The 26,679-nt window shown below is 71.5% G+C and carries 23 protein-coding genes and 1 tRNA gene; 22 read left to right on the top strand and 2 right to left on the bottom strand.

Annotation, left to right across the window (positions count from 1 at the left end):
- The first annotated feature begins 14 nt into the window (after positions 1-14).
- From rpmG to ACZ3J7_RS23755, 7 genes are all read left to right on the top strand, one after another.
- A complete protein-coding gene (gene rpmG, locus ACZ3J7_RS23785) occupies positions 15-179 on the top strand; it encodes a 50S ribosomal protein L33 (RefSeq protein WP_006604855.1) in 165 nt (54 codons plus the stop codon).
- A 101-nt stretch (positions 180-280) separates the two neighbouring features.
- Positions 281-742 (top strand): FAS1-like dehydratase domain-containing protein, encoded by a 462-nt coding sequence (locus ACZ3J7_RS23780; protein ID WP_465624443.1) that lies wholly within the window; start codon positions 281-283, stop codon positions 740-742.
- Entirely contained in the window at positions 739-1,167 is a 429-nt protein-coding gene (locus tag ACZ3J7_RS23775) for a MaoC family dehydratase (protein ID WP_465624441.1), read from the top strand. Before ACZ3J7_RS23780 ends, ACZ3J7_RS23775 begins: the two co-directional genes overlap by 4 nt.
- Positions 1,168-1,349: 182 nt before the next feature.
- Positions 1,350-1,916: a TetR/AcrR family transcriptional regulator gene (locus tag ACZ3J7_RS23770; protein WP_465624572.1), complete on the top strand. Its 567-nt coding sequence runs from the start codon at positions 1,350-1,352 to the stop codon at positions 1,914-1,916.
- An 82-nt stretch (positions 1,917-1,998) separates the two neighbouring features.
- Positions 1,999-3,405 carry a DHA2 family efflux MFS transporter permease subunit gene (locus ACZ3J7_RS23765; RefSeq protein ID WP_465624439.1) on the top strand — a complete coding sequence of 469 codons (1,407 nt, stop codon included), beginning with the start codon at positions 1,999-2,001 and terminating at the stop codon, positions 3,403-3,405.
- A 41-nt stretch (positions 3,406-3,446) separates the two neighbouring features.
- Positions 3,447-3,854: an antibiotic biosynthesis monooxygenase family protein gene (locus ACZ3J7_RS23760; protein ID WP_465624437.1), complete on the top strand. Its 408-nt coding sequence runs from the start codon at positions 3,447-3,449 to the stop codon at positions 3,852-3,854.
- A 56-nt stretch (positions 3,855-3,910) separates the two neighbouring features.
- Complete coding sequence (locus tag ACZ3J7_RS23755) at positions 3,911-4,939, top strand: UDP-N-acetylmuramate dehydrogenase (RefSeq protein WP_465624570.1); 1,029 nt, start codon at positions 3,911-3,913, stop codon at positions 4,937-4,939.
- Between the two features lie 18 nt (positions 4,940-4,957).
- Here the strand turns inward: ACZ3J7_RS23755 and ACZ3J7_RS23750 are convergent, their stop codons facing one another.
- Together ACZ3J7_RS23750 and ACZ3J7_RS23745 are read right to left on the bottom strand one after the other, a co-directional pair.
- Positions 4,958-5,986 carry an adenosine deaminase gene (locus ACZ3J7_RS23750; RefSeq protein WP_465624435.1) on the bottom strand — a complete coding sequence of 343 codons (1,029 nt, stop codon included), beginning with the start codon at positions 5,984-5,986 and terminating at the stop codon, positions 4,958-4,960.
- A gap of 93 nt (positions 5,987-6,079) precedes the next feature.
- Entirely contained in the window at positions 6,080-7,318 is a 1,239-nt protein-coding gene (locus ACZ3J7_RS23745) for a pyridoxal phosphate-dependent aminotransferase (protein WP_465624433.1), read from the bottom strand.
- 310 nt (positions 7,319-7,628) lie between these two features.
- Between ACZ3J7_RS23745 and ACZ3J7_RS23740 the strand changes: the two genes are divergently transcribed.
- The 15 genes from ACZ3J7_RS23740 (at position 7,629) to ACZ3J7_RS23670 (ending at position 26,659) form a co-directional block, all read left to right on the top strand.
- Positions 7,629-7,701: transfer RNA gene (locus ACZ3J7_RS23740), tRNA-Trp, on the top strand.
- A 140-nt stretch (positions 7,702-7,841) separates the two neighbouring features.
- Positions 7,842-8,210 carry a preprotein translocase subunit SecE gene (gene secE, locus ACZ3J7_RS23735; protein WP_465624431.1) on the top strand — a complete coding sequence of 123 codons (369 nt, stop codon included), beginning with the start codon at positions 7,842-7,844 and terminating at the stop codon, positions 8,208-8,210.
- A gap of 179 nt (positions 8,211-8,389) precedes the next feature.
- On the top strand, positions 8,390-9,286 hold the full coding sequence (nusG, locus tag ACZ3J7_RS23730; RefSeq protein WP_465624429.1) for a transcription termination/antitermination protein NusG: 897 nt from the start codon (positions 8,390-8,392) through the stop codon (positions 9,284-9,286).
- A gap of 166 nt (positions 9,287-9,452) precedes the next feature.
- On the top strand, positions 9,453-9,887 hold the full coding sequence (gene rplK / locus ACZ3J7_RS23725) for a 50S ribosomal protein L11 (protein ID WP_014136323.1): 435 nt from the start codon (positions 9,453-9,455) through the stop codon (positions 9,885-9,887).
- 78 nt (positions 9,888-9,965) lie between these two features.
- On the top strand, positions 9,966-10,688 hold the full coding sequence (gene rplA / locus ACZ3J7_RS23720) for a 50S ribosomal protein L1 (protein ID WP_465624427.1): 723 nt from the start codon (positions 9,966-9,968) through the stop codon (positions 10,686-10,688).
- Between the two features lie 226 nt (positions 10,689-10,914).
- Entirely contained in the window at positions 10,915-11,712 is a 798-nt protein-coding gene (locus ACZ3J7_RS23715; RefSeq protein ID WP_465624425.1) for an SCO4651 family lipoprotein, read from the top strand.
- A 295-nt stretch (positions 11,713-12,007) separates the two neighbouring features.
- On the top strand, positions 12,008-12,562 hold the full coding sequence (gene rplJ, locus ACZ3J7_RS23710) for a 50S ribosomal protein L10 (protein ID WP_014136320.1): 555 nt from the start codon (positions 12,008-12,010) through the stop codon (positions 12,560-12,562).
- A gap of 80 nt (positions 12,563-12,642) precedes the next feature.
- A complete protein-coding gene (gene rplL, locus ACZ3J7_RS23705) occupies positions 12,643-13,029 on the top strand; it encodes a 50S ribosomal protein L7/L12 (RefSeq protein WP_344552066.1) in 387 nt (128 codons plus the stop codon).
- 608 nt (positions 13,030-13,637) lie between these two features.
- Positions 13,638-17,111: a DNA-directed RNA polymerase subunit beta gene (gene rpoB, locus ACZ3J7_RS23700; protein WP_465624422.1), complete on the top strand. Its 3,474-nt coding sequence runs from the start codon at positions 13,638-13,640 to the stop codon at positions 17,109-17,111.
- Between the two features lie 104 nt (positions 17,112-17,215).
- Positions 17,216-21,109, top strand: a complete 3,894-nt coding sequence (locus ACZ3J7_RS23695) for a DNA-directed RNA polymerase subunit beta' (RefSeq protein ID WP_465624420.1) — start codon at positions 17,216-17,218, stop codon at positions 21,107-21,109.
- Positions 21,110-21,275: 166 nt separating this feature from the next.
- Positions 21,276-21,947, top strand: a complete 672-nt coding sequence (locus tag ACZ3J7_RS23690) for a DUF4097 family beta strand repeat-containing protein (protein WP_465624418.1) — start codon at positions 21,276-21,278, stop codon at positions 21,945-21,947.
- A gap of 100 nt (positions 21,948-22,047) precedes the next feature.
- On the top strand, positions 22,048-23,511 hold the full coding sequence (locus ACZ3J7_RS23685) for a WGR domain-containing protein (RefSeq protein WP_465624416.1): 1,464 nt from the start codon (positions 22,048-22,050) through the stop codon (positions 23,509-23,511).
- Between the two features lie 64 nt (positions 23,512-23,575).
- On the top strand, positions 23,576-24,325 hold the full coding sequence (locus ACZ3J7_RS23680) for an SIR2 family NAD-dependent protein deacylase (RefSeq protein WP_465624413.1): 750 nt from the start codon (positions 23,576-23,578) through the stop codon (positions 24,323-24,325).
- Positions 24,326-24,429: 104 nt separating this feature from the next.
- The gene (locus ACZ3J7_RS23675; RefSeq protein ID WP_465624410.1) at positions 24,430-25,641 is read left to right on the top strand and encodes a cytochrome P450; all 1,212 of its coding nucleotides are present in this window, start codon (positions 24,430-24,432) and stop codon (positions 25,639-25,641) included.
- A gap of 43 nt (positions 25,642-25,684) precedes the next feature.
- Positions 25,685-26,659 (top strand): ADP-ribosylglycohydrolase family protein, encoded by a 975-nt coding sequence (locus ACZ3J7_RS23670; protein ID WP_465624568.1) that lies wholly within the window; start codon positions 25,685-25,687, stop codon positions 26,657-26,659.
- Positions 26,660-26,679 lie beyond the last annotated feature (20 nt).

The raw sequence follows: 26,679 nt of genomic DNA, 5'->3' as shown, positions 1-26,679 counted from the left end.
AGGAAGGCACTCCCGTGGCTGCCACCGACGTCCGCCCGAAGATCACGCTGGCCTGCGTGGAGTGCAAGGAGCGGAACTACATCACCAAGAAGAACCGGCGTAACGACCCGGACCGTCTTGAGATGAAGAAGCACTGCCCGCGTTGCAACTCGCACACGGCGCACCGCGAGACCCGCTGACTTTGCCTCGACTCCAGGCCGCACCCCATCACGGGGAGCGGCCTGGAGTCATTTCTGCATGACGGAGCCCGTCGCACCGGACGTACCAGAGGAGTTGCACCATGCCGCTCGACCCCTCGTTCATCGGGCGGACGTACCCGCCCACCGAGCCGTACGAGGTCGGCCGGGAGAAGATCCGCGAGTTCGCCGTCGCGATCGGTGACGCGAACCCGGCGTACGTCGACCAGGAGGCCGCGAAGGCGCTCGGGCACCCGGACGTCATCGCTCCGCTGACCTTCCCGTTCATGCTGAGCTTCCGGGCCGCCGCGCAGGTCGTCGAGGACCCGGAACTCGGCCTGGACTACAGCCGGGTGGTGCACGGCGACCAGAAGTTCGTCTACACCCGCCCGGTCCGGGCCGGTGACCGGCTCTCGGTCACGATCTCCATCGACGCGATCAAGTCGCTGGCGGGCAACGAGGTGCTCACCATCCGCGGCGAGCTGGACGACGTGAGTGGCGAGCACGTAGTGACGTCGATCATGACGCTGGTGGCGCGCGCCGCCGCGGAAGCCGGAGGGGAGTGACCGTGGCGGTCCGTTTCGACGAGGTCCAGGTCGGCACCGAGCTGCCGGCCCAAAGCTTCCCGGTCACCCGGGCGACGCTGGTGCAGTACGCCGGTGCCTCCGGGGACTTCAACCCGATCCACTGGAACGAGAAGTTCGCCCTGGAGGTCGGCCTCCCGGACGTCATCGCGCACGGCATGTTCACCATGGCCGAGGCGGTCCGGGTGGTGACCGACTGGGTCGGCGACCCGTCCGCGGTGGTCGAGTACGGCGTCCGCTTCACCAAGCCGGTGGTCGTCCCGAACGACGGCGTGGGCGCGACCATCGAGGTCTCCGCGAAGGTCGCCGCGCTGCTGGAGGAGAACCGGGTCCGGGTCGACCTGGTCGCGACCAGCCAGGGGCAGAAGGTCCTCGGCATGGCCCGGGCGGTCGTCCGGCTGGGCTGAGGCGCGGGTGCGCGGGCGGGGGTCGGGGGCGTCGCCTCCGGCCCCCGCGCCGTTCCCGGGGCGCCGGCGGGGTGTCGGCGGGACGTCCGGGGGGCGCCCGTGGGGGGCGGCACACGCCCCCGAGCTGGGCGCTTGCCAAGTTATTGGCCAATCACTAATCTTCGGGTGTGGCCAGGAACAGCATGCGGATGTCCGCCGAGGAGCGGCGCGAGAGCGTCGTCCGGGCGGCCATGGTGGAGTTCGCCCGCGGCGGTTACCGGGGGACGTCCACCGAGGCGATCGCCCGCCGGGTGGGCGTCTCGCAGCCGTACCTGTTCCGGCTCTTCCCCAACAAGCAGGCGATCTTCGAGGCGGCGGCCGAGCACTGCATGGAGGAGACCTGGCAGGTCTTCGACCGGGCCTCGGAGGGGCTGGCGGGGGAGGCGGCCTGCGACGCGATGGGCGAGGCCTACCTGGGCCTGGTCGAGGACCGCGAGCAGGTGATGATGCAGATGCAGATCTACGTCTCGGTGTTCGCGGCGGAGTCGGCCGGCGACGGCGACATCGGCGAGACGGCGCGGGCGGGCTGGTCGCGGCTGTTCGGGCGGATCGAGGAGCGGATCGGCGACCGGGCGAAGGCCGCCGAGTTCATGGCGCACGGGATGTTGATCAACACCCTGGTGGCGCTCGGGTACCCGCTGGAGCACGGGCTCTGGTCGGCGTTCCTGGAGCTGAGCGGGAAGCACGAGGAGACGGCCGGGGAAGGCTGAGGCGCTCCGCCGACGGCGGCGGGCGCCCTTTTTTCGGCCCACGAAAGTTATTGATCAATCACAACCTTTGGGGGAAGCACCGATGAACAGGCAAGCCGTCTGGACCCTGGTGGTCGTCAGCGTGGCGAGCTTCATGGCCGGGCTCGACAACCTGGTGGTCACCACCGCCCTGCCCGCGATCCGCGCCGACCTCGGCGGCGCGCTCTCCGACCTGGAGTGGACGGTCAGCGCGTACACCCTGACCTTCGCGGTCCTGCTGATGTTCGGCGCGGCCCTCGGCGACCGCTTCGGCCGGCGCCGGCTCTTCCTCGGCGGGCTCGCCGTCTTCACCCTCGGCTCGGCCGCCGCCGCGCTCGCCCCGGACATGGGGACGCTGATCGCGGCCCGCGCCGTCCAGGGCGTCGGCGCGGCGGTGATGGTGCCGCTCACGCTGACCCTGCTGACCGTCGCGGTGCCCGCCGCCCGGCGCGGCGCGGCGTTCGGCGTCTGGTCCGGGGTCAGCGGCCTCGCCGTCGCCACCGGGCCGCTGATCGGCGGCAGCCTCACCGAGCACTTCTCCTGGCAGTGGATCTTCTGGGTGAACGTCCCGGTCGGCCTGCTCCTGCTGCCGCTCGCCCGCACCGTGCTCGGCGAGAGCCGGGGCGAGGACCCCCGGCTGGACCTCCCCGGCACCCTGCTGGTCAGCGGCGGCCTGTTCGGCCTCGTCCTCGGCCTGATCCGCAGCACCCCCGACGGCTGGACCGACCCGCTGGTGCTCGGCGCGCTGACCGCCGGCGTCCTGCTGCTGGCCGCCTTCGTCGGGTACGAGGTCCGCTGGGCGGAGCGGCCGATGCTGCCGATGCGGCTGTTCCGCAGCCGGGCGTTCAGCGCCGTCAACGCGGCCGGCCTGCTGATGTTCCTCGGCATGTTCGGCTCGATCTTCCTGATCAGCCAGTACTTCCAGGGCGTCAACGGCTACACCGCCGAACAGGCCGGCGTCCGGATGCTGCCGTGGACCGCGATGCCGCTGCTGGTCGCCCCGTTCGCCGGGATCCTGGCCGACCGGATCGGCGGCCGCTCCATCGTCGTCACCGGACTCGTCCTGCAGGCCCTCGGCCTGCTCGGGATGGCCCTGCTCGCCGAGCACTCCGAGGGGTACGGGCCGCAGGTGCCGGTGCTGATGGTCTGCGGCGTCGGGATGTCCCTCTACTTCGCCCCCACCGCCAACCTGGTGATGGCCAGCGTCCGCCCCGCCGAACAGGGCGTCGCCTCCGGCGCGAGCAACGCCGTGCGCGAGGTCGGCGGCGCGCTCGGGGTGGCCGTGCTGTCCGCGGTCTTCTCCGCCCGGGGCGGCTACGGCAGCACCGCCGCCTTCACCGACGGACTGGTCCCCGCGCTGCTCGTCGGCGCCGCCGCGATCGGGGCCGGCGCGGTCGCCGCCGCGCTCGTCCCGCCCCGGCACGGCGCCCGGCCGGCCCGGGCGGCCCGCCCGGAAGCCGCGCTGGTCTGACGGCCGGGACGACGCGACGAAGAAGAGAGAGGAGAACCACCGTGTTCACCCTGACCCTGCCCTGGCGCCCCGGACCCGCCGCGCGGCGGCCGCCGGACCGGCCCGTGGTGATGGTCGCGAAACTGCGGGTGCGCGGGCTGCGGCACGTGCCCGGTTTCCTGCGGCGGTCCCTGGAGGTCCGCGCCCAGGCCCGCCGGGCCCCCGGCTCGCTCGGCGTCGCCCTGCGCACCGCGCCGCTGCGGCGCACCTTCTGGGTGCTCTCCGCCTGGAGCGACCGGGAGGCGCTCACCGCGTTCGTCCGCTCCGAGGCCCACCACCGGGCGATGACCGGACTGCGGCCCGTCATGGAGCACGCCGCCTTCGCCGACTGGGCGGCGCGGACGCCGGACCCGCCGGACTGGACGGAGGCGGCACGGCGGCTGGCGGACGCCGGACCGCGGCCCCGGTGACGGGCCTCGCCGCCCGCACCGGGCCGCTGGCTTACGCTGGGGCGGTGATCGAGGAGATGCATGTGCCGCTGGCGCCGTTGACCACGCTGCGGTTGGGCGGCCCGGCGCGACGGCTGGTGACGGCACGGACGGACGCCGAGGTGGTCGCCGCGGTGCGGGCGGCGGACGCGGCGGGCGAGCCGCTGCTGGTGCTCGGCGGCGGGTCGAACCTGGTGATCGGGGACGCCGGCTTCCCCGGCACGGTGGTGCGGATCGCCACCGAGGGCTTCACGCTGGACGGCACGCTGCTGGAGCTCGCGGCCGGCGAGGTCTGGTCGGACGCGGTGGCCCGCACCGTCGACGCCGGCCTGGCCGGGATCGAGTTCCTGGCCGGCATCCCGGGCTCGGCGGGCGCGACGCCGGTGCAGAACGTGGGCGCGTACGGCCAGGAGGTTGCCGAGACCATCGCCGAGGTGGTCGCCTACGACCGCCTGCTCGGCGAGAGCGTCACGCTCTCCAACGCCGACTGCGCCTTCTCGTACCGGCACAGCCGCTTCAAGGCCGACCCGGACCGGTACGTGGTGCTGCGGGTGCGGTTCCGGCTGGCGGACGGGGGCGGGCTGTCCTCGCCGGTGAAGTACGCCGAGGTGGCCCGCTCGCTGGGCGTCGAGGCGGGCGGGCGGGTGAAGCTGGCCGAGGCGCACGCCGAGGTGCTGCGGCTGCGGGCCGGCAAGGGGATGGTGCTCGACCCGGCCGACCACGACACCTGGTCGGCGGGCTCGTTCTTCACCAACCCGGTCCTGACGGACGCCCAGTTCGCCGCGTTCACCGCCAGGCTGGGCGACCTGCGGGCGCCCAGCTACCCGGCGGGGGAGGGGCGCACCAAGACCTCCGCCGCCTGGCTGATCGACAACGCGGGCTTCCGCAAGGGCCACGGCAGCGGCCCGGCCACCCTCTCCACCAAGCACACCCTCGCCCTGACCAACCGCGGCTCGGCCACCACCGAGGACCTGCTGGCGCTGGCCCGCGAGGTGCGCGACGGGGTGCGCGCGGCCTTCGGCGTCGAGCTGGTCAACGAGCCGGTGATGGTCGGCGTCAGCCTCTGAACCGTCCGGCTGCGGGGCCTAGGCCGGCTCCTCCACCAGCCAGGCGTCGACCTCGCCCAGCAGCTCCTTCACCACGTGCTCGGGGGCCCGCGAGGAGCGGATCGACTGGCGGGCCAGCTCGGCGAGCTCGGCGTCGGTGAAGCCGTGCGACTCGCGGGCCAGCGCGTACTGGTCGGCGAGCCGGGAGCCGAACAGCAGCGGGTCGTCGGCGCCCAGCGCGAGCGGGACGCCGGCCTCGAAGAGCGCCCGCAGCGGCACCTGCTCGGGGCTGTCGTAGACGCCGAGGGCGACGTTGGAGGCCGGGCAGACCTCGCAGGTCACCTGGCGGTCGGCGAGCCGCTGCAGCAGCCGCGGGTCCTCGGCGGCGCGCACGCCGTGGCCGATCCGGGTGGCGCCCAGGTCGTCCAGGCAGTCCCGGACGGAGTCGGGCCCGGCCAGCTCGCCGCCGTGCGGGGCGGCGATCAGCCCGCCGCCGCGGGCGATGGCGAAGGCCCGGTCGAAGTCCCGGGCCAGGCCCCGGCGCTCGTCGTTGGAGAGACCGAAGCCGATCACGCCCCGGTCGGCGTACCGGACGGCGAGCCGGGCCAGCGTCCGGGCGTCCATCGGGGACTTCATCCGGTTCGCCGCGACCAGCACCCGGATGCCGACGCCGGTCGCCTCGGAGGCCTCCCGGACGGCGTCCAGCACCAGCTCCAGGGTCGGGGTCAGCCCGCCCAGCAGCGGCGCGTACGAGGTCGGGTCGACCTGGATCTCCAGCCAGCGGGAGCCGTCGGCGCGCTCGTCCTCGGCGGTCTCCCGGACCAGCCGGCGGATGTCCGACTCGTCGCGCAGGCAGGAGCGGGCGGTGTCGTACAGCCGCTGGAAGCGGAACCAGCCGCGCTCGTCGGTGGCCCGGAGCTTGGGCGGGTGCTCGGAGCTGAGCGCCTCGGGCAGCCGGATGCCGTGCTTGTCGGCGAGTTCGAGCAGCGTCGCGGGGCGCATCGAACCGGTGAAGTGCAAGTGCAGATGGGCCTTCGGCAGGCTCCGGACATCACGCAGGCGATCCATTCACCGATCCTGCCGCAAAACCCCCGGAAACAGGAACCGCCCCCCGTACCCCGCCCGATCGGGTGAGGTGCGGGGGGCGGTGCTGACGGGAGGTCAGGCGCGGGCCTCGCCGAGCAGCTTCTGCATCCGGCTGACGCCCTCCACCAGGTCGGCGTCGCCGAGCGCGTAGGACAGCCGCAGGTAGCCGGGGGTGCCGAAGGCCTCGCCCGGGACGACCGCGACCTCGGCCTCGTCCAGGATCAGCGCGGCCAGCTCGGCCGAGGTCCGCGGGCGCTTGCCGCGGAGCTCCTTGCCCAGCAGGTCCTTGACCGAGGGGTACACGTAGAACGCGCCCTCCGGCTCGGGGCAGTAGACGCCCTCGATCTCGTTCAGCATCGCCACGATCGTGCGGCGGCGGCGGTCGAACGCGGTCTTCATCTCGTCCACCGCGGCGAGGTCGCCGGAGACGGCGGCGAGCGCCGCGCGCTGCGCCACGTTGGAGACGTTCGAGGTGGCGTGCGACTGCAGGTTGGCGGCCGCGTTGACGACGTCCTTCGGGCCGATCAGCCAGCCCACCCGCCAGCCGGTCATCGCGTAGGTCTTGGCCACGCCGTTGACCACGACGCACTTGTCGGCCAGCTCGGGCAGCAGGGCCGGCAGCGAGGTGAAGGTGGCGTCGCCGTAGACCAGGTGCTCGTAGATCTCGTCGGTGAGCACCCACAGGCCGTGCTCCAGCGCCCAGCGGCCGATCGCCTCGGCCTCGGCCTCGGTGTACACCGCGCCGGTCGGGTTGGACGGCGAGACGAACAGCACCACCTTGGTGCTGGCGGTGCGGGCGGCCTCCAGCTGCTCCACCGAGACCTTGTAGCCGGTGGTCTCGTCCGAGACGACCTCGACGGGGGTGCCGCCGGCCAGCTTCACGGCCTCCGGGTAGGTGGTCCAGTACGGGGCCGGGATGATCACCTCGTCGCCCGGGTCCAGGATCGCGGCGAAGGCGTTGTAGATCGCCTGCTTGCCGCCGTTGGTCACCAGCACCTGCGAGGCGTCCACCTGGTAGCCGGAGTCGCGCAGCGTCTTGGCGGCGATCGCGGCCTTCAGCTCCGGCAGGCCGCCGGCCGGGGTGTAGCGGTGGTTCGCCGGGTCCTGGCAGGCGGCGACCGCGGCGTCCACGATGTAGCCGGGGGTCGGGAAGTCGGGCTCGCCGGCGCCGAAGCCGATGACCGGGCGCCCGGCGGCCTTGAGGGCCTTGGCCTTGGCGTCGACGGCCAGGGTGGCGGACTCGGCGATGGCGCCGACCCGGGCGGAGACCCGGCGGGCGGCGGGGGGGACGTTCTCGGGGGTGGGTGCGCTCATGGGTTGAATGTTCCCAGACCACACGGGCGCCGGACATCGCGGTTTCCCGGTCCCCGCCGGGGCGCTCCGGCGACCGCCCCACGGCTCCGGACGATCTCGGGCGGACGGCGATCGGAGCCGGAGGATCTCGGGCGGACGGCGTCGAAAGTCGGCGAATGTGGATCCCGGTGAATGAGGTTCGACCAATCGGCGAAGAACCCGTACACTCACTGCTCGATGGCTCCCGAAGTGCGGATCCTTCGGCCGGGTACACCACACGGCCGGACGGATGCGGTAGGTTGGGGGCCACGCCGGAGCCGCGAGGCTCCGTAGGGCACTAGCTCAATTGGTAGAGCACCGGTCTCCAAAACCGGCGGTTGGGGGTTCGAGTCCCTCGTGCCCTGCAGCTCGATCCGTGCCAAGCCCGTTCGCTCCGCAGAGCGAGCGGGCTTGATGCGGAGAGGGCCCCACCCCACAGCTTTTCGCCGGATCGCCCGTGCACCAGGCACGGACCTCCGCAGGACCGGGATTCAGGTGAGGACGAGTGACGGAGACCACGGGCTCCACCGCAACGCCTGAGAGCGGCAACCCCGAGGGGGCCGAAGGCGCCGCGGACGAGACCACCAGCACCGAGGACGGCAAGCTGTCCCGGCGCGAGCGCCGGCGCGCGAACAAGGCGGCCGGCGGCGAGGGCGGCAAGAAGTCCGGCAAGCGGGCCAAGAAGGGCCTGTTCGCCCGGATCGGGATCTTCTACCGCCAGATCATCGCCGAGCTCCGCAAGGTCGTCTGGCCCTCCCGCAACCAGCTGATCCAGTACACCACGGTCGTCGTGACCTTCGTGATCGTGCTGATGCTGGTCGTCGCCGGCCTCGACTGGGTCTTCGCGAAGGGTGCCTTCTGGATCTTCGGCTGACGCCCGATCCGGCCGAACCCCGCAGGGATCCCCGCAGGTCCCGCACCGCATACTCCACCCCGACCCGGGCCGAACCCTTCGGCCCGGGTCGAGCTGTCGGCGCGAAGGGCAACGGGCGGCTACCGTTGAGTCGGTACTGTTGAGGTATCCGTTCCACAACCAGGAAAGAAGCAGCGACCGTGTCTGAGTCCCCCCTGTACGACGCCGACGAGACCGTCCGCGAGGCGGATGTCGCCGCCGAGCTGGACGCGGCCGAGGCTGCCGACGAAGCTGCCGACGTCGAGTCCTCCGAGGAGATCGTGGACGAGGCGGACGCCGAGGAGGACGAGGTCGAGGCCGCCGACGAGCTGGAGGCGGGCGAGCCCGCCGAGGCCGCCGCCGTGCACGAGGTGGACGAGACCGAGGCCGAGGCCGCGGAGGCCCTCGACGAGGAGGCCGCCGAGGAGGCGGAGCCCGCCGAGGAGGTCGAGAGCGACCCGGTCGCCGAGTTCCGCGAGCAGCTGCGCCGCGCCCCGGGCGAGTGGTACGTCATCCACACCTACGCCGGCTACGAGAACCGGGTGAAGCAGAACCTGGAGCAGCGCTCCGTCTCGCTGAACGTCGAGGACTACATCTTCGAGTCCCAGGTTCCGCAGGAGGAGGTCGTCCAGATCAAGAACGGCGACCGCAAGACCATCCGGCAGAACAAGCTCCCCGGCTACGTGCTGGTCCGGATGGACCTCACCCCGGAGTCCTGGGGCGTCGTGCGCAACACCCCCGGCGTCACCGGCTTCGTCGGCAACGCCTACGACCCGTACCCGCTGACCCTGGACGAGGTCGTCAAGATGCTCGCCCCCGACGTGGAGCGCGCCGCCGCCAAGGAGGCCGGCAAGGCCTCGCCGGTGCGCCCGGTCGAGGTGCAGGTGCTGGACTTCGAGGTCGGCGACTCGGTCACCGTCACCGACGGTCCGTTCGCGACCCTGCAGGCGACCATCAACGAGATCAACCCCGACTCGAAGAAGGTCAAGGGCCTGGTGGAGATCTTCGGCCGGGAGACCCCGGTCGAGCTCTCCTTCGACCAGATCCAGAAGAACTGACCCGAAGGTCTCCGGTGCCGGGGCGGGGCGAGAGCCTCCGCCCCGGCACCGTTTTGGTCCAGCGACACCTGACCGGTTAGCCTGGTCCGATGTGTGTCCTGGCGGTCGGGTTTCGCCCCGGGGCCGGGCACATCAGCAATCACCTCTCGGAAGGACCCGGAGAGACATGCCTCCCAAGAAGAAGAAGATCACGGGGCTTATCAAGCTCCAGATCAACGCCGGTGCGGCCAACCCGGCCCCCCCGGTCGGCCCCGCGCTCGGTCAGCACGGTGTCAACATCATGGAGTTCTGCAAGGCGTACAACGCGGCCACCGAGTCGCAGCGCGGCATGATCGTGCCGGTGGAGATCACGGTCTACGACGACCGCTCCTTCACCTTCGTCACGAAGACCCCGCCGGCCGCTCGCCTCATCCTGAAGGCCGCGGGCATCGACAAGGGCTCCAAGGAGCCGCACAAGACCAAGGTCGCCAAGCTGACCTCGGCCCAGGTGCGCGAGATCGCCACCACCAAGATGCCCGACCTGAACGCCAACGACCTGGACGCGGCGGAGAAGATCATCGCCGGCACCGCCCGGTCGATGGGCATCACCGTCGAGGGCTGACCAAGCCCCCGTACGTCCTCCCGTGGTAGGGCCAGCGCGGCCCGTTCCCACGAACTCCATTAATCACCAGGAGCAGCAGTGAAGCGCAGCAAGGCCCTCAAGGCCGCGGACGCCCAGGTCGACCGCGCCCGGATCTACGCCCCGCTCGAGGCCGTCCGCCTCGCCAAGGCGACCTCCACCACCAAGTTCGACGGCACCGTCGAGGTCGCCATGCGTCTGGGCGTCGACCCGCGCAAGGCCGACCAGATGGTCCGCAGCACCGTCATCCTCCCGCACGGCACCGGTAAGACCGCCCGGGTCCTGGTCTTCGCGAACGGTGAGCGTGCCGAGGCCGCGCGTGCCGCGGGTGCCGACATCGTCGGCTCGGACGAGCTGATCGACGAGGTCGCCAAGGGTCGTCTGGACTTCGACGCCGTCGTCGCCACCCCGGACCTGATGGGCAAGGTCGGCCGCCTGGGCCGCGTGCTCGGTCCCCGTGGCCTGATGCCGAACCCGAAGACCGGCACCGTGACCCCGGACGTCGCCAAGGCCGTCAACGACATCAAGGGCGGCAAGATCGAGTTCCGCGTCGACAAGCACTCGAACCTGCACCTGATCATCGGCAAGACCTCGTTCACCGACGAGCAGCTGGTCGAGAACTACGCCGCCGCGCTCGACGAGGTCCTCCGGGCCAAGCCGTCGGCCGCCAAGGGCCGTTACCTGAAGAAGATCGCGTTCTCCACCACGATCGGCCCCGGCATCCAGGTGGACCCGAACCGCACCCGCAACCTCCTCGTCGAGGAGGACCCGGCGGCGGTCTGACCCCGAGTCAGCCCCGCGCGGTCATCGCGTCTCACCGGGCCCGCACCCCTCCGGGGGTGCGGGCCCGGTGGCGTTCGGAAAGGGTTTGCGCCGGGTGCGGAGCGGTTCGGTAGAGTCCGGCCCGGACCGGGCTGAGAATCCGATGAGATGGGCCGACCGCCGAGCGGGCGGGGGCGCATGGCATCGTGAGGGGGACCGGACGGCGGCGAGGGCGGGAGGCGGAGCGATGGCGGCACCGGCGCGACGGGCCGCGGCCCTGCTGGCCGTCGTCCTGCTGGGCGGCGCGGCCGCCGGCTGCACCGGCTCGGCGGGGACCCCCGGGCGGGCCGCCACGTCGGCCAGCCCGTCCCCGTCCACCGCCCAGCCCAGCCCGACCGACCGCTCCCCGCACGGGGTGGTGCTCTCCGCCCAGCTGGCGCTGCACGACGCCCGGCGGGCCGAGTACACGGCGGTGCTGGGCGGGGAGACCGCCAAGGGCGCGCTGTTCTGGGCGCCCAAGACGGTGCTGAAGTACCAGGCCGCCCCGGACGGGCCGACGCTGATCGTCCTGGACACCTCCGCCTACCTGGGCGGCGACCGGGAGAGCGGGGTGCGGCTGGGCGGGCCGCGCTGGCAGAAGTTCTCCGACGGCCGGATCCCGTACGGCGACCTGATCGACCGGCTCAGCCCGGTGGTCGCGGTCGTCGCCGCGGCCGCCGCGGAGGAGCCCCGGCTGATCGGCGAGGAGAAGCTGCTCGACACCACCGTCGAGCACTACCGGGCCACCGTGACCGCCGCCCGGTACGCGGCCGCGCAGACCCAGCTCGACCAGACCCGGCGGCAGGCGCTGGAGAAGGCGCTGGGCGCCGGCGACGTGGTGCTCGACCTCTGGCTCGACGAGCACGACCAGCTGGTCCGGCTACGCCGGGCCGCGGCCGAGGTGGACACCGTCGACTACACCGACTTCGGCGGCTCCGCGATCTCCGTCCAGGCCCCGGCCGAGGCCGACACCGCCCCCGGCGCCAGCCCGCCGCCGCTCCCCTGAGCCGGATTTGGTCAAACCGGGCGGGTCCGGTTAGGCTGGCCGAGCCAAAGACCGCTGGTTGTCGCCGTTCGCCCGAGAGGGAGGACGGGGCCGAAGGATCCGCATCCGTGCGGGTCGCCCGCGCAGGTTGTGGAGCAGAGTGGAGATCTCCGGCCCGTTCACGGTCCGTCGAGGTCATTGCGAGCCCCGGTGCCTGCGCGCCGGGGCTTCTTCGCTTCCTGAGGTCCGCGGCGTTGGATGGTCGACTTCTCGAAGGTCGGCCCGACTTCGACATCACGGAAGGAGGCGTAAGCCTATGGCCAGGCCCGACAAGGCTGCCGACGTCGCCGAGATCACGGACAAGTTCCGTGCCTCCAGCGCCGCCGTTCTGACCGAGTACCGCGGTCTCACGGTGAAGCAGCTGAAGACGCTTCGTCGCTCGCTCGGCGGCAACGCCGATTACGCCGTGGTGAAGAACACGCTGACCAAGATCGCGGCCAACGAGGCCGGGATCTCCGAGCTGGACGACCTGTTCGCCGGTCCGACGGCTGTCGCCTTCGTCACCGGTGACCCGGTGGAGTCGGCGAAGGCTCTGCGTGACTTCGCCAAGGAGAACCCTGCTCTCATCATCAAGGGCGGTGTCCTTGACGGTAAGGCGCTGTCCGCCGATGAGATCAAGAAGCTCGCGGACCTCGAGTCCCGCGAGGTGCTGCTCGCCAAGCTGGCGGGCGCCCTGAAGGCCAAGCCCTCGCAGGCTGCCGCCGTCTTCCAGGCGCTCCCGTCCAAGCTCGTGCGCACCGTTGAGGCGCTGCGCGAGAAGGTCGAGCAGGGCGGTGCCGGTACTCCGGCTCCCGCCGAGGACGCGGAGTAACCACTCCCGTCCCAGCGGGCCCGTAAGCACGCCCGCCAACCCGTACATCCGGCACCTGCCGATTTAGTGGAAGGACGCCAATCATGGCGAAGCTCAGCACCGAGGACCTGCTCGAGCAGTTCGAGGGCATGACCCTGATCGAGCTCTCCGAGTTCGTCAAGGCCTTCGAGGAGAAGTTCGACGTCACCGCCGCCGCCCCGGTCGCCGTCGCCGCCGCCGGCGCCGGCCCGGCCGCCGCCGAGGCCGTCGAGGAGCAGGACGAGTTCGACGTCATCCTCGACGGTGCCGGCGACAAGAAGATCCAGGTCATCAAGGAGGTGCGCGCCCTCACCTCCCTCGGCCTGAAGGAGGCCAAGGACCTCGTCGACACCGCCGGTGCGAAGGTTCTGGAGAAGGTCGCCAAGGACGTCGCCGAGAAGGCGAAGGCCCAGCTCGAGGGCGCTGGCGCCAAGGTCACCGTCAAGTGACCCGTTCCTCTCTCTGAGAGGTGCTCTTCCGGCCGGGCCGGCCACCCTTCGGGGTGGCCGGCCCGGCCTGTTCGCGTCCGGGGACACGCCGGGCGTTGCTCCCGATGGCCCAAGCCGGACTCGGCCCCTGTCGGGGCCCGGGGGTAGGGTGATCGCTGTCCGTCGGCCCCCGGGTGCAGGCAGCGTGTAACGCGGGGCGCGGTCCGGACGATGGGCAGTACGAGGTCCACACCCTGGTGCGGGCCTTGACGAACAGCACGCGGCGCGCGATTCTCAAGGCGCGTGCCCAAGCGGAACCGCCTCCGATGCATATTCGGGGGCGGCACTGGGAAGGTTCCCGGTGACGCAGAAGTGGGTGCGACGGCCCGGCCGGTGAGGGATCACTGCCCGGGTTGTCGGTTGTACGGGAGGAGCGTCCGATTCGGTCTCCGAATCAGGGCTTGCTAGCAGTGTCGCCTTTGGCTACACTGTCCCTTTGCGCTGCCTGTTAGCTGCTCCGTGACTCGTCGCCCGGAGTGGTCCCTGTCCTGACCTGGGGTTTTCCGCCTCGGCCAAGGCCCGGCCGGTATGCGCGTAGTGAGCTCCGAGCCCTCGGAAGGACCCCCCTCTTGGCCGCGCCGCGCAACGCCTCGAACAATTCCGCATCCACCGCCCCGCTCCGCGTCTCGTTCGCGAAGATCAAGGAGCCCCTCGAGGTCCCGAACCTCCTGGCCCTGCAGACCGAGAGCTTTGACTGGCTGCTCGGGAACGCGGCCTGGAAGTCCCGGGTCGAGGCTGCCCTGGAGAGTGGTCAGGACGTCCCCACCAAGTCCGGTCTGGAGGAGATCTTCGAAGAGATCTCCCCGATCGAGGACTTCAGCGGGTCGATGTCCCTGACCTTCCGGGACCACCGTTTCGAGCCGCCGAAGAACTCCATCGACGAGTGCAAGGACCGCGACTTCACCTTCGCGGCCCCGCTCTTCGTCACCGCGGAGTTCACCAACAACGAGACCGGTGAGATCAAGTCCCAGACCGTGTTCATGGGCGACTTCCCGCTCATGACCAACAAGGGCACGTTCATCATCAACGGCACCGAGCGTGTCGTCGTGTCCCAGCTGGTGCGTTCCCCCGGCGTCTACTTCGACTCCACCCTGGACAAGGTCTCCGACAAGGACATCTTCTCCGCCAAGATCATCCCCTCCCGCGGTGCCTGGCTGGAGATGGAGATCGACAAGCGCGACATGGTCGGTGTCCGCATCGACCGCAAGCGCAAGCAGTCGGTCACCGTGCTCCTCAAGGCCCTCGGTTGGACCACCGAGATGATCCTGGAGGAGTTCGGCGAGTACGAGTCGATGCGCGCCACCCTGGAGAAGGACCACACCCAGGGCCAGGACGACGCGCTGCTCGACATCTACCGCAAGCTGCGCCCGGGCGAGCCGCCGACCCGCGAGGCCGCGCAGACGCTGTTGGAGAACCTCTACTTCAACCCGAAGCGCTACGACCTCGCCAAGGTCGGCCGGTACAAGGTGAACCGGAAGCTGGGCAACGCCGAGTCGCTCGACTCCGGCGTGCTCACCGAGCCGGACATCATCAACACCATCAAGTACCTGGTGAAGCTGCACGCCGGCGAGACCGAGTGGCGCGATGACGAGGGCCGCGACATCGTCATCGAGGTCGACGACATCGACCACTTCGGCAACCGCCGCCTGCGCAACGTCGGCGAGCTCATCCAGAACCAGGTCCGCACCGGCCTGGCCCGGATGGAGCGCGTCGTCCGCGAGCGGATGACCACCCAGGACGTCGAGGCGATCACGCCGCAGACCCTGATCAACATCCGGCCGGTCGTCGCCTCCATCAAGGAGTTCTTCGGCACCAGCCAGCTGTCGCAGTTCATGGACCAGACGAACCCGCTGTCGGGCCTGACCCACAAGCGCCGTCTGTCCGCGCTCGGCCCCGGTGGTCTGTCCCGCGAGCGGGCCGGCTTCGAGGTCCGTGACGTGCACCCCTCGCACTACGGCCGCATGTGTCCGATCGAGACCCCCGAAGGCCCGAACATCGGTCTGATCGGCTCGCTGGCCTCGTACGGCCGGGTCAACGCGTTCGGCTTCATCGAGACCCCGTACCGCAAGGTCGTCGACGGCGTCGTCACCGAGGCCGTGGACTACCTGACCGCGGACGAGGAGGACCGGTACGTCATCGCGCAGGCCAACGCCCCGCTCACCGCGGAGCTGACCTTCGCCGAGCCCCGCGTCCTGGTCCGCCGCCGCGGCGGCGAGATCGACTACATCCCCGGCACCGAGATCGACTACATGGACGTCTCGCCGCGCCAGATGGTGTCGGTCGCGACCGCCATGATCCCCTTCCTCGAGCACGACGACGCCAACCGCGCGCTGATGGGCTCGAACATGATGCGCCAGGCCGTCCCGCTGCTGCGCAGCGAGGCGCCGCTGGTCGGCACCGGCATGGAGTACCGCTGCGCCGTCGACGCCGCGGACGTCATCACCGCCGACAAGGCCGGCGTGGTGCAGGAGGTCTCGGCCGACTACGTCACCGTCGCCAACGACGACGGCACGTACAACACCTACCGGGCCGCCAAGTTCACCCGCTCCAACCAGGGCACCGCCTTCAACCAGAAGGTGCTCGTGGACGAGGGCCAGCGGGTCGAGGTCAACCAGGTGCTGGCCGACGGCCCGTGCACCGACGAGGGCGAGATGGCCCTCGGCAAGAACCTCCTCGTGGCGTTCATGTCGTGGGAGGGCCACAACTACGAGGACGCGATCATCCTGTCGCAGCGCCTCGTCCAGGACGACGTCCTCTCCTCGATCCACATCGAGGAGCACGAGGTCGACGCCCGTGACACCAAGCTGGGCCCCGAGGAGATCACCCGGGACATCCCGAACGTCTCCGAGGAGGTCCTCGCCGACCTCGACGAGCGCGGCATCATCCGGATCGGCGCCGACGTCGTCACCGGCGACATCCTGGTCGGCAAGGTCACCCCGAAGGGCGAGACCGAGCTGACCCCGGAGGAGCGCCTGCTCCGCGCGATCTTCGGCGAGAAGGCCCGCGAGGTCCGCGACACCTCGCTGAAGGTCCCGCACGGCGAGTCCGGCAAGGTCATCGGCGTGCGCGTCTTCGACCGCGAGGAGGGGGACGAGCTCCCCCCGGGCGTGAACCAGCTGGTCCGCGTCTACGTCGCCCAGAAGCGCAAGATCACCAACGGTGACAAGCTGGCCGGCCGCCACGGCAACAAGGGCGTCATCTCCAAGATCCTGCCGGTCGAGGACATGCCGTTCCTGGAGGACGGCACCCCGGTCGACATCATCCTGAACCCGCTGGGCGTCCCGTCCCGGATGAACCCGGGACAGGTCCTGGAGATCCACCTCGGCTGGCTCGCCAAGCAGGGCTGGGACGTCTCCGGCCTCGCCGACGAGTGGGCCAAGCGGCTCCAGGCGATCGGCGCCGACACGGTCGAGGGCGGCACCAACCTCGCCACCCCGGTCTTCGACGGCGCCCGCGAGGACGAGATCACCGGCCTGCTGGACAACACCACCCTCACCCGTGACGGTGAGCGCCTGGTGAACTCCACCGGCAAGGCCCGGCTGTTCGACGGCCGCTCCGGCGAGCCGTTCCCGATGCCGATCTCGGTCGGCTACATGTACATCCTCAAGCTGCACCACCTGGTCGACGACAAGCTGCACGCCCGTTCGACCGGCCCGTACTCGATGATCACCCAGCAGCCGCTCGGTGGTAAGGCGCAGTTCGGTGGTCAGCGCTTCGGTGAGATGGAGGTGTGGGCCCTTGAGGCGTACGGCGCGGCCTACGCGCTGCAGGAGCTGCTCACCATCAAGTCCGACGACGTCCTGGGCCGCGTGAAGGTCTACGAGGCGATCGTCAAGGGCGAGAACATCCCCGAGCCCGGCATTCCCGAGTCCTTCAAGGTCCTCATCAAGGAAATGCAGTCGCTCTGCCTCAACGTGGAGGTGCTGTCCTCGGACGGCCAGTCCATCGAGATGCGCGACAGCGACGAGGACGTGTTCCGCGCCGCCGAGGAGCTCGGCATTGACCTGTCCCGGCGCGAGCCGAGCAGCGTCGAAGAGGTCTGACGGAGGCCGGGCCGGCCGGGTGCAGAACCCGGCCGGCCCGACCCCCAGGCCCCCCTCAGACCAACAGACAGACTCTCGAATCACGAAAGAGGGCTTGACGACCAGTGCTTGACGTCAACTTCTTCGACGAGCTCCGCATCGGACTGGCCACCGCCGACGACATCCGCCAGTGGTCGCACGGCGAGGTGAAGAAGCCGGAGACCATCAACTACCGCACGCTGAAGCCGGAAAAGGACGGCCTCTTCTGCGAGAAGATCTTCGGTCCCACCCGGGACTGGGAGTGCTACTGCGGCAAGTACAAGCGCGTCCGCTTCAAGGGCATCATCTGTGAGCGCTGCGGCGTCGAGGTGACCCGCGCCAAGGTGCGCCGCGAGCGGATGGGCCACATCGAGCTGGCCGCCCCGGTCACCCACATCTGGTACTTCAAGGGTGTCCCGTCCCGCCTGGGCTACCTGCTGGACCTGGCGCCGAAGGACCTCGAGAAGGTCATCTACTTCGCCGCCTACATGATCACCTGGGTCGACGACGAGCGCCGCCAGCGCGACCTGCCGTCCCTGGAGGCGCACGTCTCGGTCGAGCGCCAGCAGATCGAGAACCGGCGCGACGCCGACCTGGAGGCCCGGGCCAAGAAGGCCGAGTCCGACCTGGCCGAGCTGGAGGCCGAGGGCGCCAAGGCCGACGTGCGCCGCAAGGTGCGCGAGGGCGCCGAGCGCGAGATGAAGCAGCTGCGCGACCGCACGCAGCGCGAGATCGACCGCCTCGACGAGGTCTGGAGCCGGTTCAAGAACCTCAAGGTCCAGGACCTGGAGGGCGACGAGCTGCTCTACCGCGAGCTGCGCGACCGCTTCGGCACCTACTTCTCCGGCTCGATGGGCGCCGCGGCCCTCAAGGACCGCCTGGAGTCCTTCGACCTGGGCGAGGAGGCCGAGCGCCTCCGCGAGATCATCCGCACCGGCAAGGGCCAGAAGAAGACCCGCGCGCTCAAGCGCCTCAAGGTCGTCTCCGCCTTCCTGCAGACCAGCAACAAGCCCAAGGGCATGGTGCTCGACTGCGTCCCGGTGATCCCGCCGGACCTGCGCCCGATGGTCCAGCTCGACGGTGGCCGCTTCGCCACCTCCGACCTGAACGACCTGTACCGCCGCGTCATCAACCGCAACAACCGCCTGAAGCGGCTTCTCGACCTCGGCGCGCCCGAGATCATCGTGAACAACGAGAAGCGCATGCTCCAGGAGGCCGTCGACGCGCTCTTCGACAACGGCCGCCGCGGCCGCCCGGTCACGGGCCCCGGCAACCGTCCGCTGAAGTCGCTGTCCGACATGCTCAAGGGCAAGCAGGGTCGTTTCCGCCAGAACCTGCTCGGCAAGCGCGTCGACTACTCGGCCCGTTCGGTCATCGTCGTCGGCCCGCAGCTCAAGCTGCACCAGTGCGGCCTGCCCAAGGCCATGGCGCTGGAGCTCTTCAAGCCGTTCGTGATGAAGCGCCTGGTCGACCTGAACCACGCGCAGAACATCAAGTCGGCCAAGCGCATGGTCGAGCGCGCCCGCCCCGTGGTGTGGGACGTCCTCGAAGAGGTCATCGCCGAGCACCCGGTGCTGCTGAACCGCGCGCCCACGCTGCACCGCCTCGGCATCCAGGCCTTCGAGCCGCAGCTGGTCGAGGGCAAGGCCATCCAGATCCACCCGCTCGTCTGCACCGCGTTCAACGCGGACTTCGACGGCGACCAGATGGCCGTGCACCTGCCGCTGTCCGCGGAGGCGCAGGCCGAGGCCCGCATCCTGATGCTGTCCTCGAACAACATCCTGAAGCCGGCCGACGGCCGCCCCGTCACCATGCCGACCCAGGACATGGTGCTGGGCCTGTTCTTCCTCACCTCGGACCGCGAGGAGGTCAAGGGCAAGGGCCGTTCCTTCTCCTCGACCGCCGAGGCGATCATGGCCTTCGACGCCCGCGAGCTGGACGTCCAGGCCACCATCGACCTGCGCCTGGGCGCCGGCACCGTCCCGCCCCGCGGCTGGACCCCGCCGGTGGACGAGGACGGGCAGCCGACCTGGCACGAGGGCGAGCCGTTCCGGATCACCACCACCCTGGGCCGCGCGCTCTTCAACGAGCTGCTGCCCGAGGACTACCCGTTCGTCGACTACGAGGTCGGCAAGAAGCAGCTCTCGGCGATCGTCAACGACCTCGCCGAGCGCTACCCGAAGGTCGTCGTCGCCGCGGCGCTCGACAACCTGAAGGCGGCCGGCTTCCACTGGTCGACCCGCTCCGGCGTCACCGTCTCGATCTCGGACGTCATCGTCCCGCCGAGCAAGCCCGCCATCCTGGAGGGCTACGAGGCGCAGGCGGAGAAGGTCCAGCGCCAGTACGAGCGCGGTCTGATCACCGACAACGAGCGCAAGTCCGAGCTCATCGGCATCTGGACCCGCGCGACCAACGAGGTCGCCGACGCGATGGCCGCGAACTTCCCGAAGACGAACCCCATCTTCATGATGGTCGACTCGGGCGCGCGCGGAAACATGATGCAGATGCGTCAGATCGCCGGTATGCGCGGTCTGGTGTCGAACGCGAAGAACGAGACCATCGCCCGTCCGATCAAGGCCTCGTTCCGTGAGGGCCTGTCCGTGCTGGAGTACTTCATCTCCACCCACGGTGCCCGTAAGGGTCTGGCCGACACCGCGCTGCGCACCGCCGACTCGGGTTACCTGACCCGTCGTCTGGTGGACGTCTCGCAGGACGTGATCATCCGCGAGGAGGACTGCGGCACCGAGCGCGGCCTCAAGCTGACGATCGGCTCGGTCGGCGCGGACGGCGTGCTGCGCAAGGCCGACGACGTCGAGACCAGCGTCTACGCCCGCATGCTCGCCGAGGACATCACCGTCGACGGCAAGCTGATCGCCACCGCCAACACCGACCTCGGCGACGTCCTGATGGACGAGCTGATCCGGCACGGCGTGAGCGAGGTCAAGGTCCGCTCGATCCTGACCTGCGAGTCCGCGGTCGGCACCTGTGCCTTCTGCTACGGCCGCTCGCTGGCCACCGGCAAGCTGGTCGACATCGGCGAGGCGGTCGGCATCATCGCCGCCCAGTCCATCGGTGAGCCCGGCACCCAGCTGACCATGCGCACCTTCCACACCGGTGGTGTGGCCGGTGACGACATCACCCAGGGTCTGCCGCGTGTCGTCGAGCTCTTCGAGGCCCGCACCCCCAAGGGCGTGGCCCCGATCTCGGAGGCGCAGGGCCGGGTCCGGATCGAGGACACCGAGAAGACCCGCAAGGTCGTCGTCACCCCCGACGACGGCACGGACGAGATCGCCTACCCGGTCTCCAAGCGCGTCAAGCTGCTGGTCAGCGAGGGCGAGGCGGTCGAGGTCGGCCAGAAGCTGACCGTCGGCGCCACCAACCCGCACGACGTGCTGCGCATCATGGGCCAGCGTGCCGTCCAGATCCACCTGGTCGCCGAGGTCCAGAAGGTCTACAACTCGCAGGGCGTGTCGATCCACGACAAGCACATCGAGATCATCATCCGGCAGATGCTCCGCCGCGTGACGATCATCGAGTCGGGCGACGCCGAGCTGCTCCCGGGCGAGCTCGTCGAGCGCGGCCGCTTCGAGCAGGAGAACCGTCGCGTGGTCTCCGAGGGCGGCCACCCCGCCTCCGGCCGTCCGCAGCTGATGGGCATCACCAAGGCCTCGCTGGCCACCGAGTCCTGGCTGTCGGCCGCCTCCTTCCAGGAGACGACCCGGGTGCTCACCGACGCGGCGATCCACGCCAAGTCGGACCCGCTGCTGGGCCTCAAGGAGAACGTCATCCTCGGCAAGCTCATCCCGGCCGGTACGGGTCTGCCCCGCTACCGCAACATCCGGGTCGAGCCGACCGAGGAGGCCAAGGCCGCGATGTACTCGGCCGTCGGCTACGACGACTACGACCTGTCGCCGTTCGGCGCGGGCTCGGGCCAGGCCGTCCCGCTGGACGACTACGACTACGGCCCGTACACCGGCTGATCCTCCGGTACGGACCGCAGGGCGGCCACCCCACCAGGGGTGGCCGCCCTGCGGCGTTCTCCATTAGGGGATCCCCTGGGGGGTCGCGGGTCGCGGAACCAGACCCGGGAGGGAGGCGGGGGCGGGGGGCGGGCCGGGAGACTGGGGGAGTCGAAGGGAGGCCGCGGTGAAGCGGTTGGTGGGGACGGCGGCCGTTGTGGGGCTGCTGGTGGTCGGGGCGGTCGGCTGCGGGCCGTGGGACGAGCAGCAGCGCAAGACGGTGTCGTACGAGGTGAACGGGCAGGTCGCCGAGCTGCAGGTGCGCGGGGAGACCGGCGCGATCCGGGTGACGGCGGGGGACGGGCCGGCCCAGGTGGTGGAGCGGCGCAACTGGCGGAACGGGGAGCCGAAGGCGGTGCACACGCTCGCTGACGGGGTGCTGAAGCTGTCGTACAGCTGCTCCAACTGCGGCGTGGACTACCAGGTGCGGGTGCCGGCCGGGACGAAGCTGAAGCTGGTCACCGGGACGGGGGACGTCCGGGTGCGGGACGTCACCGGGGACGTCGAGGTGAAGGTCGACACCGGCGGGATCGACGCGGACGGGCTGGGGGCGGGGAAGGTCCGGCTGCAGTCCGGCACCGGCGACGTGGCGGCGGGCTTCGCGACCGCGCCCGCCGGCGCCGAGCTGCGCTCCGACACCGGCGACGTGGGGCTGACGGTGCCCGCCGGGCAGGCCTACGCGGTCGACGCGCACACCGACACCGGGGACTCCCGGGTGTCCGTCCCGACGCAGGCCGGCGCCGCCCGGACACTGGTCGCCCGGACCGGCACCGGAGACGTCCGGGTCAGCACCGGCTGATCGCCAACTGTCGGTGCCAGGGCATAGGTTGAGTGGTGTCGGCAGGCGGTCGGAACCCCGCCGGCACCCCCGAACTCTGTGCCCGAAAGGGGCGTCGGCCATGTCTGCCACCGTTTCCGCGGACCCGCAGGTGACCTACCTGGAACTCTCCGAGGACGAGGGGAGTGCCCACAAGTTCTACGAAGTCACGGTCAAGGAAGCCGAGTTGACGATCCGCTACGGCCGGATCGGCGAACCGGGCACCACCAAGACCACGGTCTGCGCGAGCTCCGAGAAGGCCGCCGCCCAGGCCGCCAAGAAGATCGGCGAGAAGGTCCGCAAGGGCTACGCCCCGGCCGTCCGGGGCGTGCGCCAGCGCCGCTCGGTGACCCGCCGGCAGATCACCTCCACCCGCTCCACCGCCCGCCAGGCGCCGCTGCTGTGGCGCTTCCGCTCCGGCTCGCCCGCGTTCGGCGTGTACGTCGGCGAGGAGCACGCCTGGGTCGGCAACGAGCAGGGCGACGTCTACACGCTGACCACCGACGGGCAGGTCACCGGCCGGTTCGGGCTGCCCGACGGCGTCAAGTGCATCGTCGCCGACGACTGGTGGATCTACGCGGGCTGCGACGACGGCAAGGTGTACGACCTCGGCGGCAAGGTGCCGCGGGTGGCGTACGAGATCGCCCAGGACGTCGACATCTACTGGCTGGACATCCACGACGGCGTGCTCGGCGTCGCCGACGAGCGCGGCGGCCTGACCACCGTCGACCACGAGGACGAGTTCCAGTGGCGGCGCAACGCCCAGGGCTCCGCCGGCTGGATGGTGCGCTGCGACGCCGAGTCGGTCTACCACGGCTGGTCGGCGGGCGTCGCCCGGTACGCCAAGCGCGGCGGCGACCAGCTCTGGCACACCCGCACCAAGGGCTCGGTGCTGTTCGGCTGGCAGGAGAGGGACGAGGTGTTCGCCGGCACCTCGCAGGGCTGGGTGCACCGGCTGCGCAAGGCCGACGGCTCGGAGGCCGCCGCGTACAAGTGCGACGCCGCGGTGTTCTCCTGCGCGGCCTCCCCCGACGGCGAGTTCGTGTTCGCCGGCGACAACCACTCGTCCGTCTACTGCTTCGCCGCCGACGGCACCCGGCTGTGGAAGCTCGGCACCGGCTGCGGCTCGGCGTACAGCATGCAGTACCGCGACGGGCGGCTCTACCTGGTCACCACCGACGGCTCGCTGGCCTGCCTGGACGCCTCCCAGGGCGCCGTGCGGGACGCCGAGCAGGGCACCCTGCCGGCCACCGCCGAGGTGAGCGGCGCGGGCGTCGAGCGGGTCGTGGCGGGCGCCGCGCTGGAGACCGTCAGCGCCGGCGCGGTGGCCACCGGGGCGGGCGGCGCCGGCGTCGAGGTGGAGTGCGTGGCCGAGGGCGGCCGGCTGCGGGTGCGGGTGGTCACGCCCGGCTACGACGCCGCGCTGCGGGTGCAGTTCCCGAAGGACGTCCGGGTCGCCGGGGCGCGCTACCTGGTCGCCGAGGTGCGCCGCTCCGAGTCCGGCGGCTTCTACCGGGCCCGCGGCGAGATCAAGCGGCTGCTGTGACCCGCCCGCCCCGGCGGCGATAACCGGTGGCCCCGGGGGGTGCGGAATCCGTACCCTCCGGGGCATGACCGGTAAGCGACCGCTGGTGGCGGTGTTGACGGGCGCGGGCATCTCCACGGACTCGGGGATCCCCGACTACCGGGGCCCGCAGGGGCTCTGGCAGCGCGACCCGAGCGCGCAGGAACTGGTGACGATCGGCCCCTACCTGGCCGACCCCGGGGTCCGCCGCCGGGCCTGGCTGATGCGGCGCGACGCCGGCGCGGTCGGCGCCGAGCCCAACGCGGGCCACCGGGCGCTGGTCGCGCTCGAACGGGCCGGCGTCCCGGTGCGGGTGCTCACCCAGAACGTCGACGGGCTGCACCAGGCCGCCGGCCTCCCGGCGCGGAAGGTCGTCGAACTGCACGGCACCGCCACCGAGGTGCAGTGCGCGGACTGCCGGGCGCCCGGCCCGATGGCGGCCGTCCTGGACCGGGTCGCGGCCGGCGAACCCGACCCGGACTGCGCGCACTGCGGCGGCGTGCTGCGGCCGCGCACCGTGATGTTCGGCGAGGCGCTGGACGAGCGGGTGCTGGAGCAGGCCGACGCGATCGCCAGGAACTGCCAGGTCTTCCTGGCCGTCGGCAGCTCGCTCCAGGTGCACCCCGCCGCGCTGCTGCCGAAGATCGCGCTGGAGCACGGCGCGCGGCTGATCGTCGTCAACGGCGAGCCCACGCCCCTGGACGCGGACGCGCACGAGGTGATCCGGACCCCGATCTCGCGGGCGCTGCCCGCGCTGGTGGCCCGCCTGGTGGACGGCGACCTGTCCGCGGTCTGACCACCGCCGGCCCGCCCGACCGCCGCGGCCCACCGCCGGCCCGCCCCCCGTCTCCCGTCCCCCGTGCCCCGTAGCATGGCCGCCCGACGAGCAGGGAGGACCCGATGGCGAGCGACGCCTTCGACCCGCGGTCGGCCGCGTTCGTGGCCCACCCCGACCCGGCGTACGCCGCGCTGCGCGAGCGGGCGCCGGTCCACCACCACGAGCCGACCGGGCAGTGGCTCGTCTCCCGCCACGCCGACGTCAACGCGCTGCTGCGGGACCGCCGGCTCGGCCGCACGTACACCCACCGCTTCACCCACGAGGAGTTCGGCCGTCCCGCGCCCGACCCCGCGCACGAACCCTTCCACACCCTCAACGACCACGGCCTGCTCGACCTGGAGGGCCCCGACCACACCCGGATCCGCCGCCTGGTGGCCAAGGCCTTCACGCCGCGGACCGTCGAGTCGCTGCGCCCCACCGTCCGCCGCCTGGCCGGCGAACTGGTCGACGGCCTGCTCGCCGCCGGCGGCGGCGACCTGATCGCCGAGGTCGCCGAACCGCTGCCGGTCGCCGTGATCGCCGAGATGCTCGGCATCCCCGAGGGCGACCGGCACCTGCTGCGCCCCTGGTCCGCCGACATCACCGGCATGTTCGAACTCCACCCCGGCCCGGAGACCGCCCGCCGCGCCGTCACCGCCAGCCTCGAATTCTCGTCCTACCTGCGCGAGTTGATCCGCCGCCGGCGCGCCGCGCCCGGACCCGACCTGATCAGCGCGCTCGTCCTGGCCGCCGAGGACGGGCAGGTGCTCAGCGAGCAGGAGACCGTCTCCACCTGCGTCCTGCTGCTCAACGCCGGCCACGAGGCCACCGTCAACACCACCGGCAACGGCTGGCTCGCCCTGTTCCGCAACCCCGGCGAACTCGCCCGCCTGCGCGGCGCCGTGGACGAACTGCTGCCCACCGCCGTCGAGGAACTCATGCGGTACGACACCCCGCTGCAGATGTTCGAACGCTGGGTGCTGGACGACGTCGAGGTGGCCGGCACGCGCATCCCGCGCGGCGCCGAGGTCGCCCTGCTGTTCGGCTCCGCCAACCGCGACCCCGCCCGCTTCACCGACCCCGACCGGCTCGACCTCGGCCGCACCGACAACCCGCACCTCACCTTCGGCGCCGGAATCCACTTCTGCCTGGGCGCCCCGCTCGCCAGAATGGAACTCACCGAGTCCTACGGCGCGCTGCTCCGCAAGGCCCCCGGGCTGACGCTGCTGCGCGAACCCGAGTGGCGCCCCGGCTACGTGATCCGCGGACTCGAACGGCTACTGGTCGAGGTCTGACCCGGAGAAGGGGGAACGCGCGGTGCGACGGGCGACGGGGGCGATGCTGGGGCTGGCGATCGGGGACGCGATCGGCAAGCGCACCGAGTTCCTCACCCTGGCCGAGATCGGGCTGCTCAGCCCCGACTGGTGGCAGCTCCCGCTCCCGAAGAAGGCCCGGGTCACCGACGACACCCAGATGACCCTGGCCCTCGCCCGCGCCCTGCGCGACGCCCTCGCCGAGGGCCCGCTCGTCCCGCTGCGCCTCGAACTCCCGCTGCGCGCGGAGTTCGTGGACTGGTGGCGCTCCCCGGACAACGACCGCGCCCCCGGCATGACCTGCCTGCGCTCCTGCTTCCGGCTCTCCACCGGCCGCCCCTGGCAGGACGCCGGCGACCTCGGCTCCAAGGGCTGCGGCGCGAACATGCGGGTCGCCCCGCTCGGCCTGGTCCGCGACCTGACCGACCGCCAGGTGGCCGGCGCCGCCCAGCTGCAGTCCGGCCTCACCCACGGCCACCCCACCGCGCTCGCCGCCAGCGAACTCACCGCCTTCACCGTCCGCTGGCTCGCCCGGGGCGTCGACCCCGCCGAACTCCCCGCCCGGCTGCGCGCCCACGCGCACGAGCAGCGCACCCGCTACGACGGGTTCTGGCTCGGCGACCTCGCCTCCCGGGACCACTTCGGCTCCCCGGAGGAGTTCATCGCCCGCGGCTGGGACGAATGCCTGCGCGCCCTCGACCGGCTCGACGCGGCGCTCGCCGCGGCCGACGTCGACGCCGACCCGTGCGAGCGCACCGGCGCGGGCTGGGTCGCGGAGGAGGCCTTCGCGAGCGCGCTGCTCTGCTTCCTGCTGCTGCCCGACGACCCGGTCGCCGCGGTCCGCCGCGCGGCGGTCTCCTCCGGCGACTCCGACTCCCTCGCCTGCCTGGCCGGCGCCTTCGCCGGCGCCCACCACGGCGCTGACGCCTGGCCCCGGGAGTGGGCGGCGCGGATCGAGTACCGCGAGGAACTGCTGGCGTTCGGGGCGCTCTGGGACTGAACGGGAGCCGCCCCCGGGCT

The sequence above is a fragment of the Kitasatospora sp. NPDC015121 genome, from assembly GCF_055562955.1.
The sequence above is the reverse complement of the archived record's forward strand: the minus strand, read 5'-3'. Positions and strand labels throughout refer to the sequence as shown.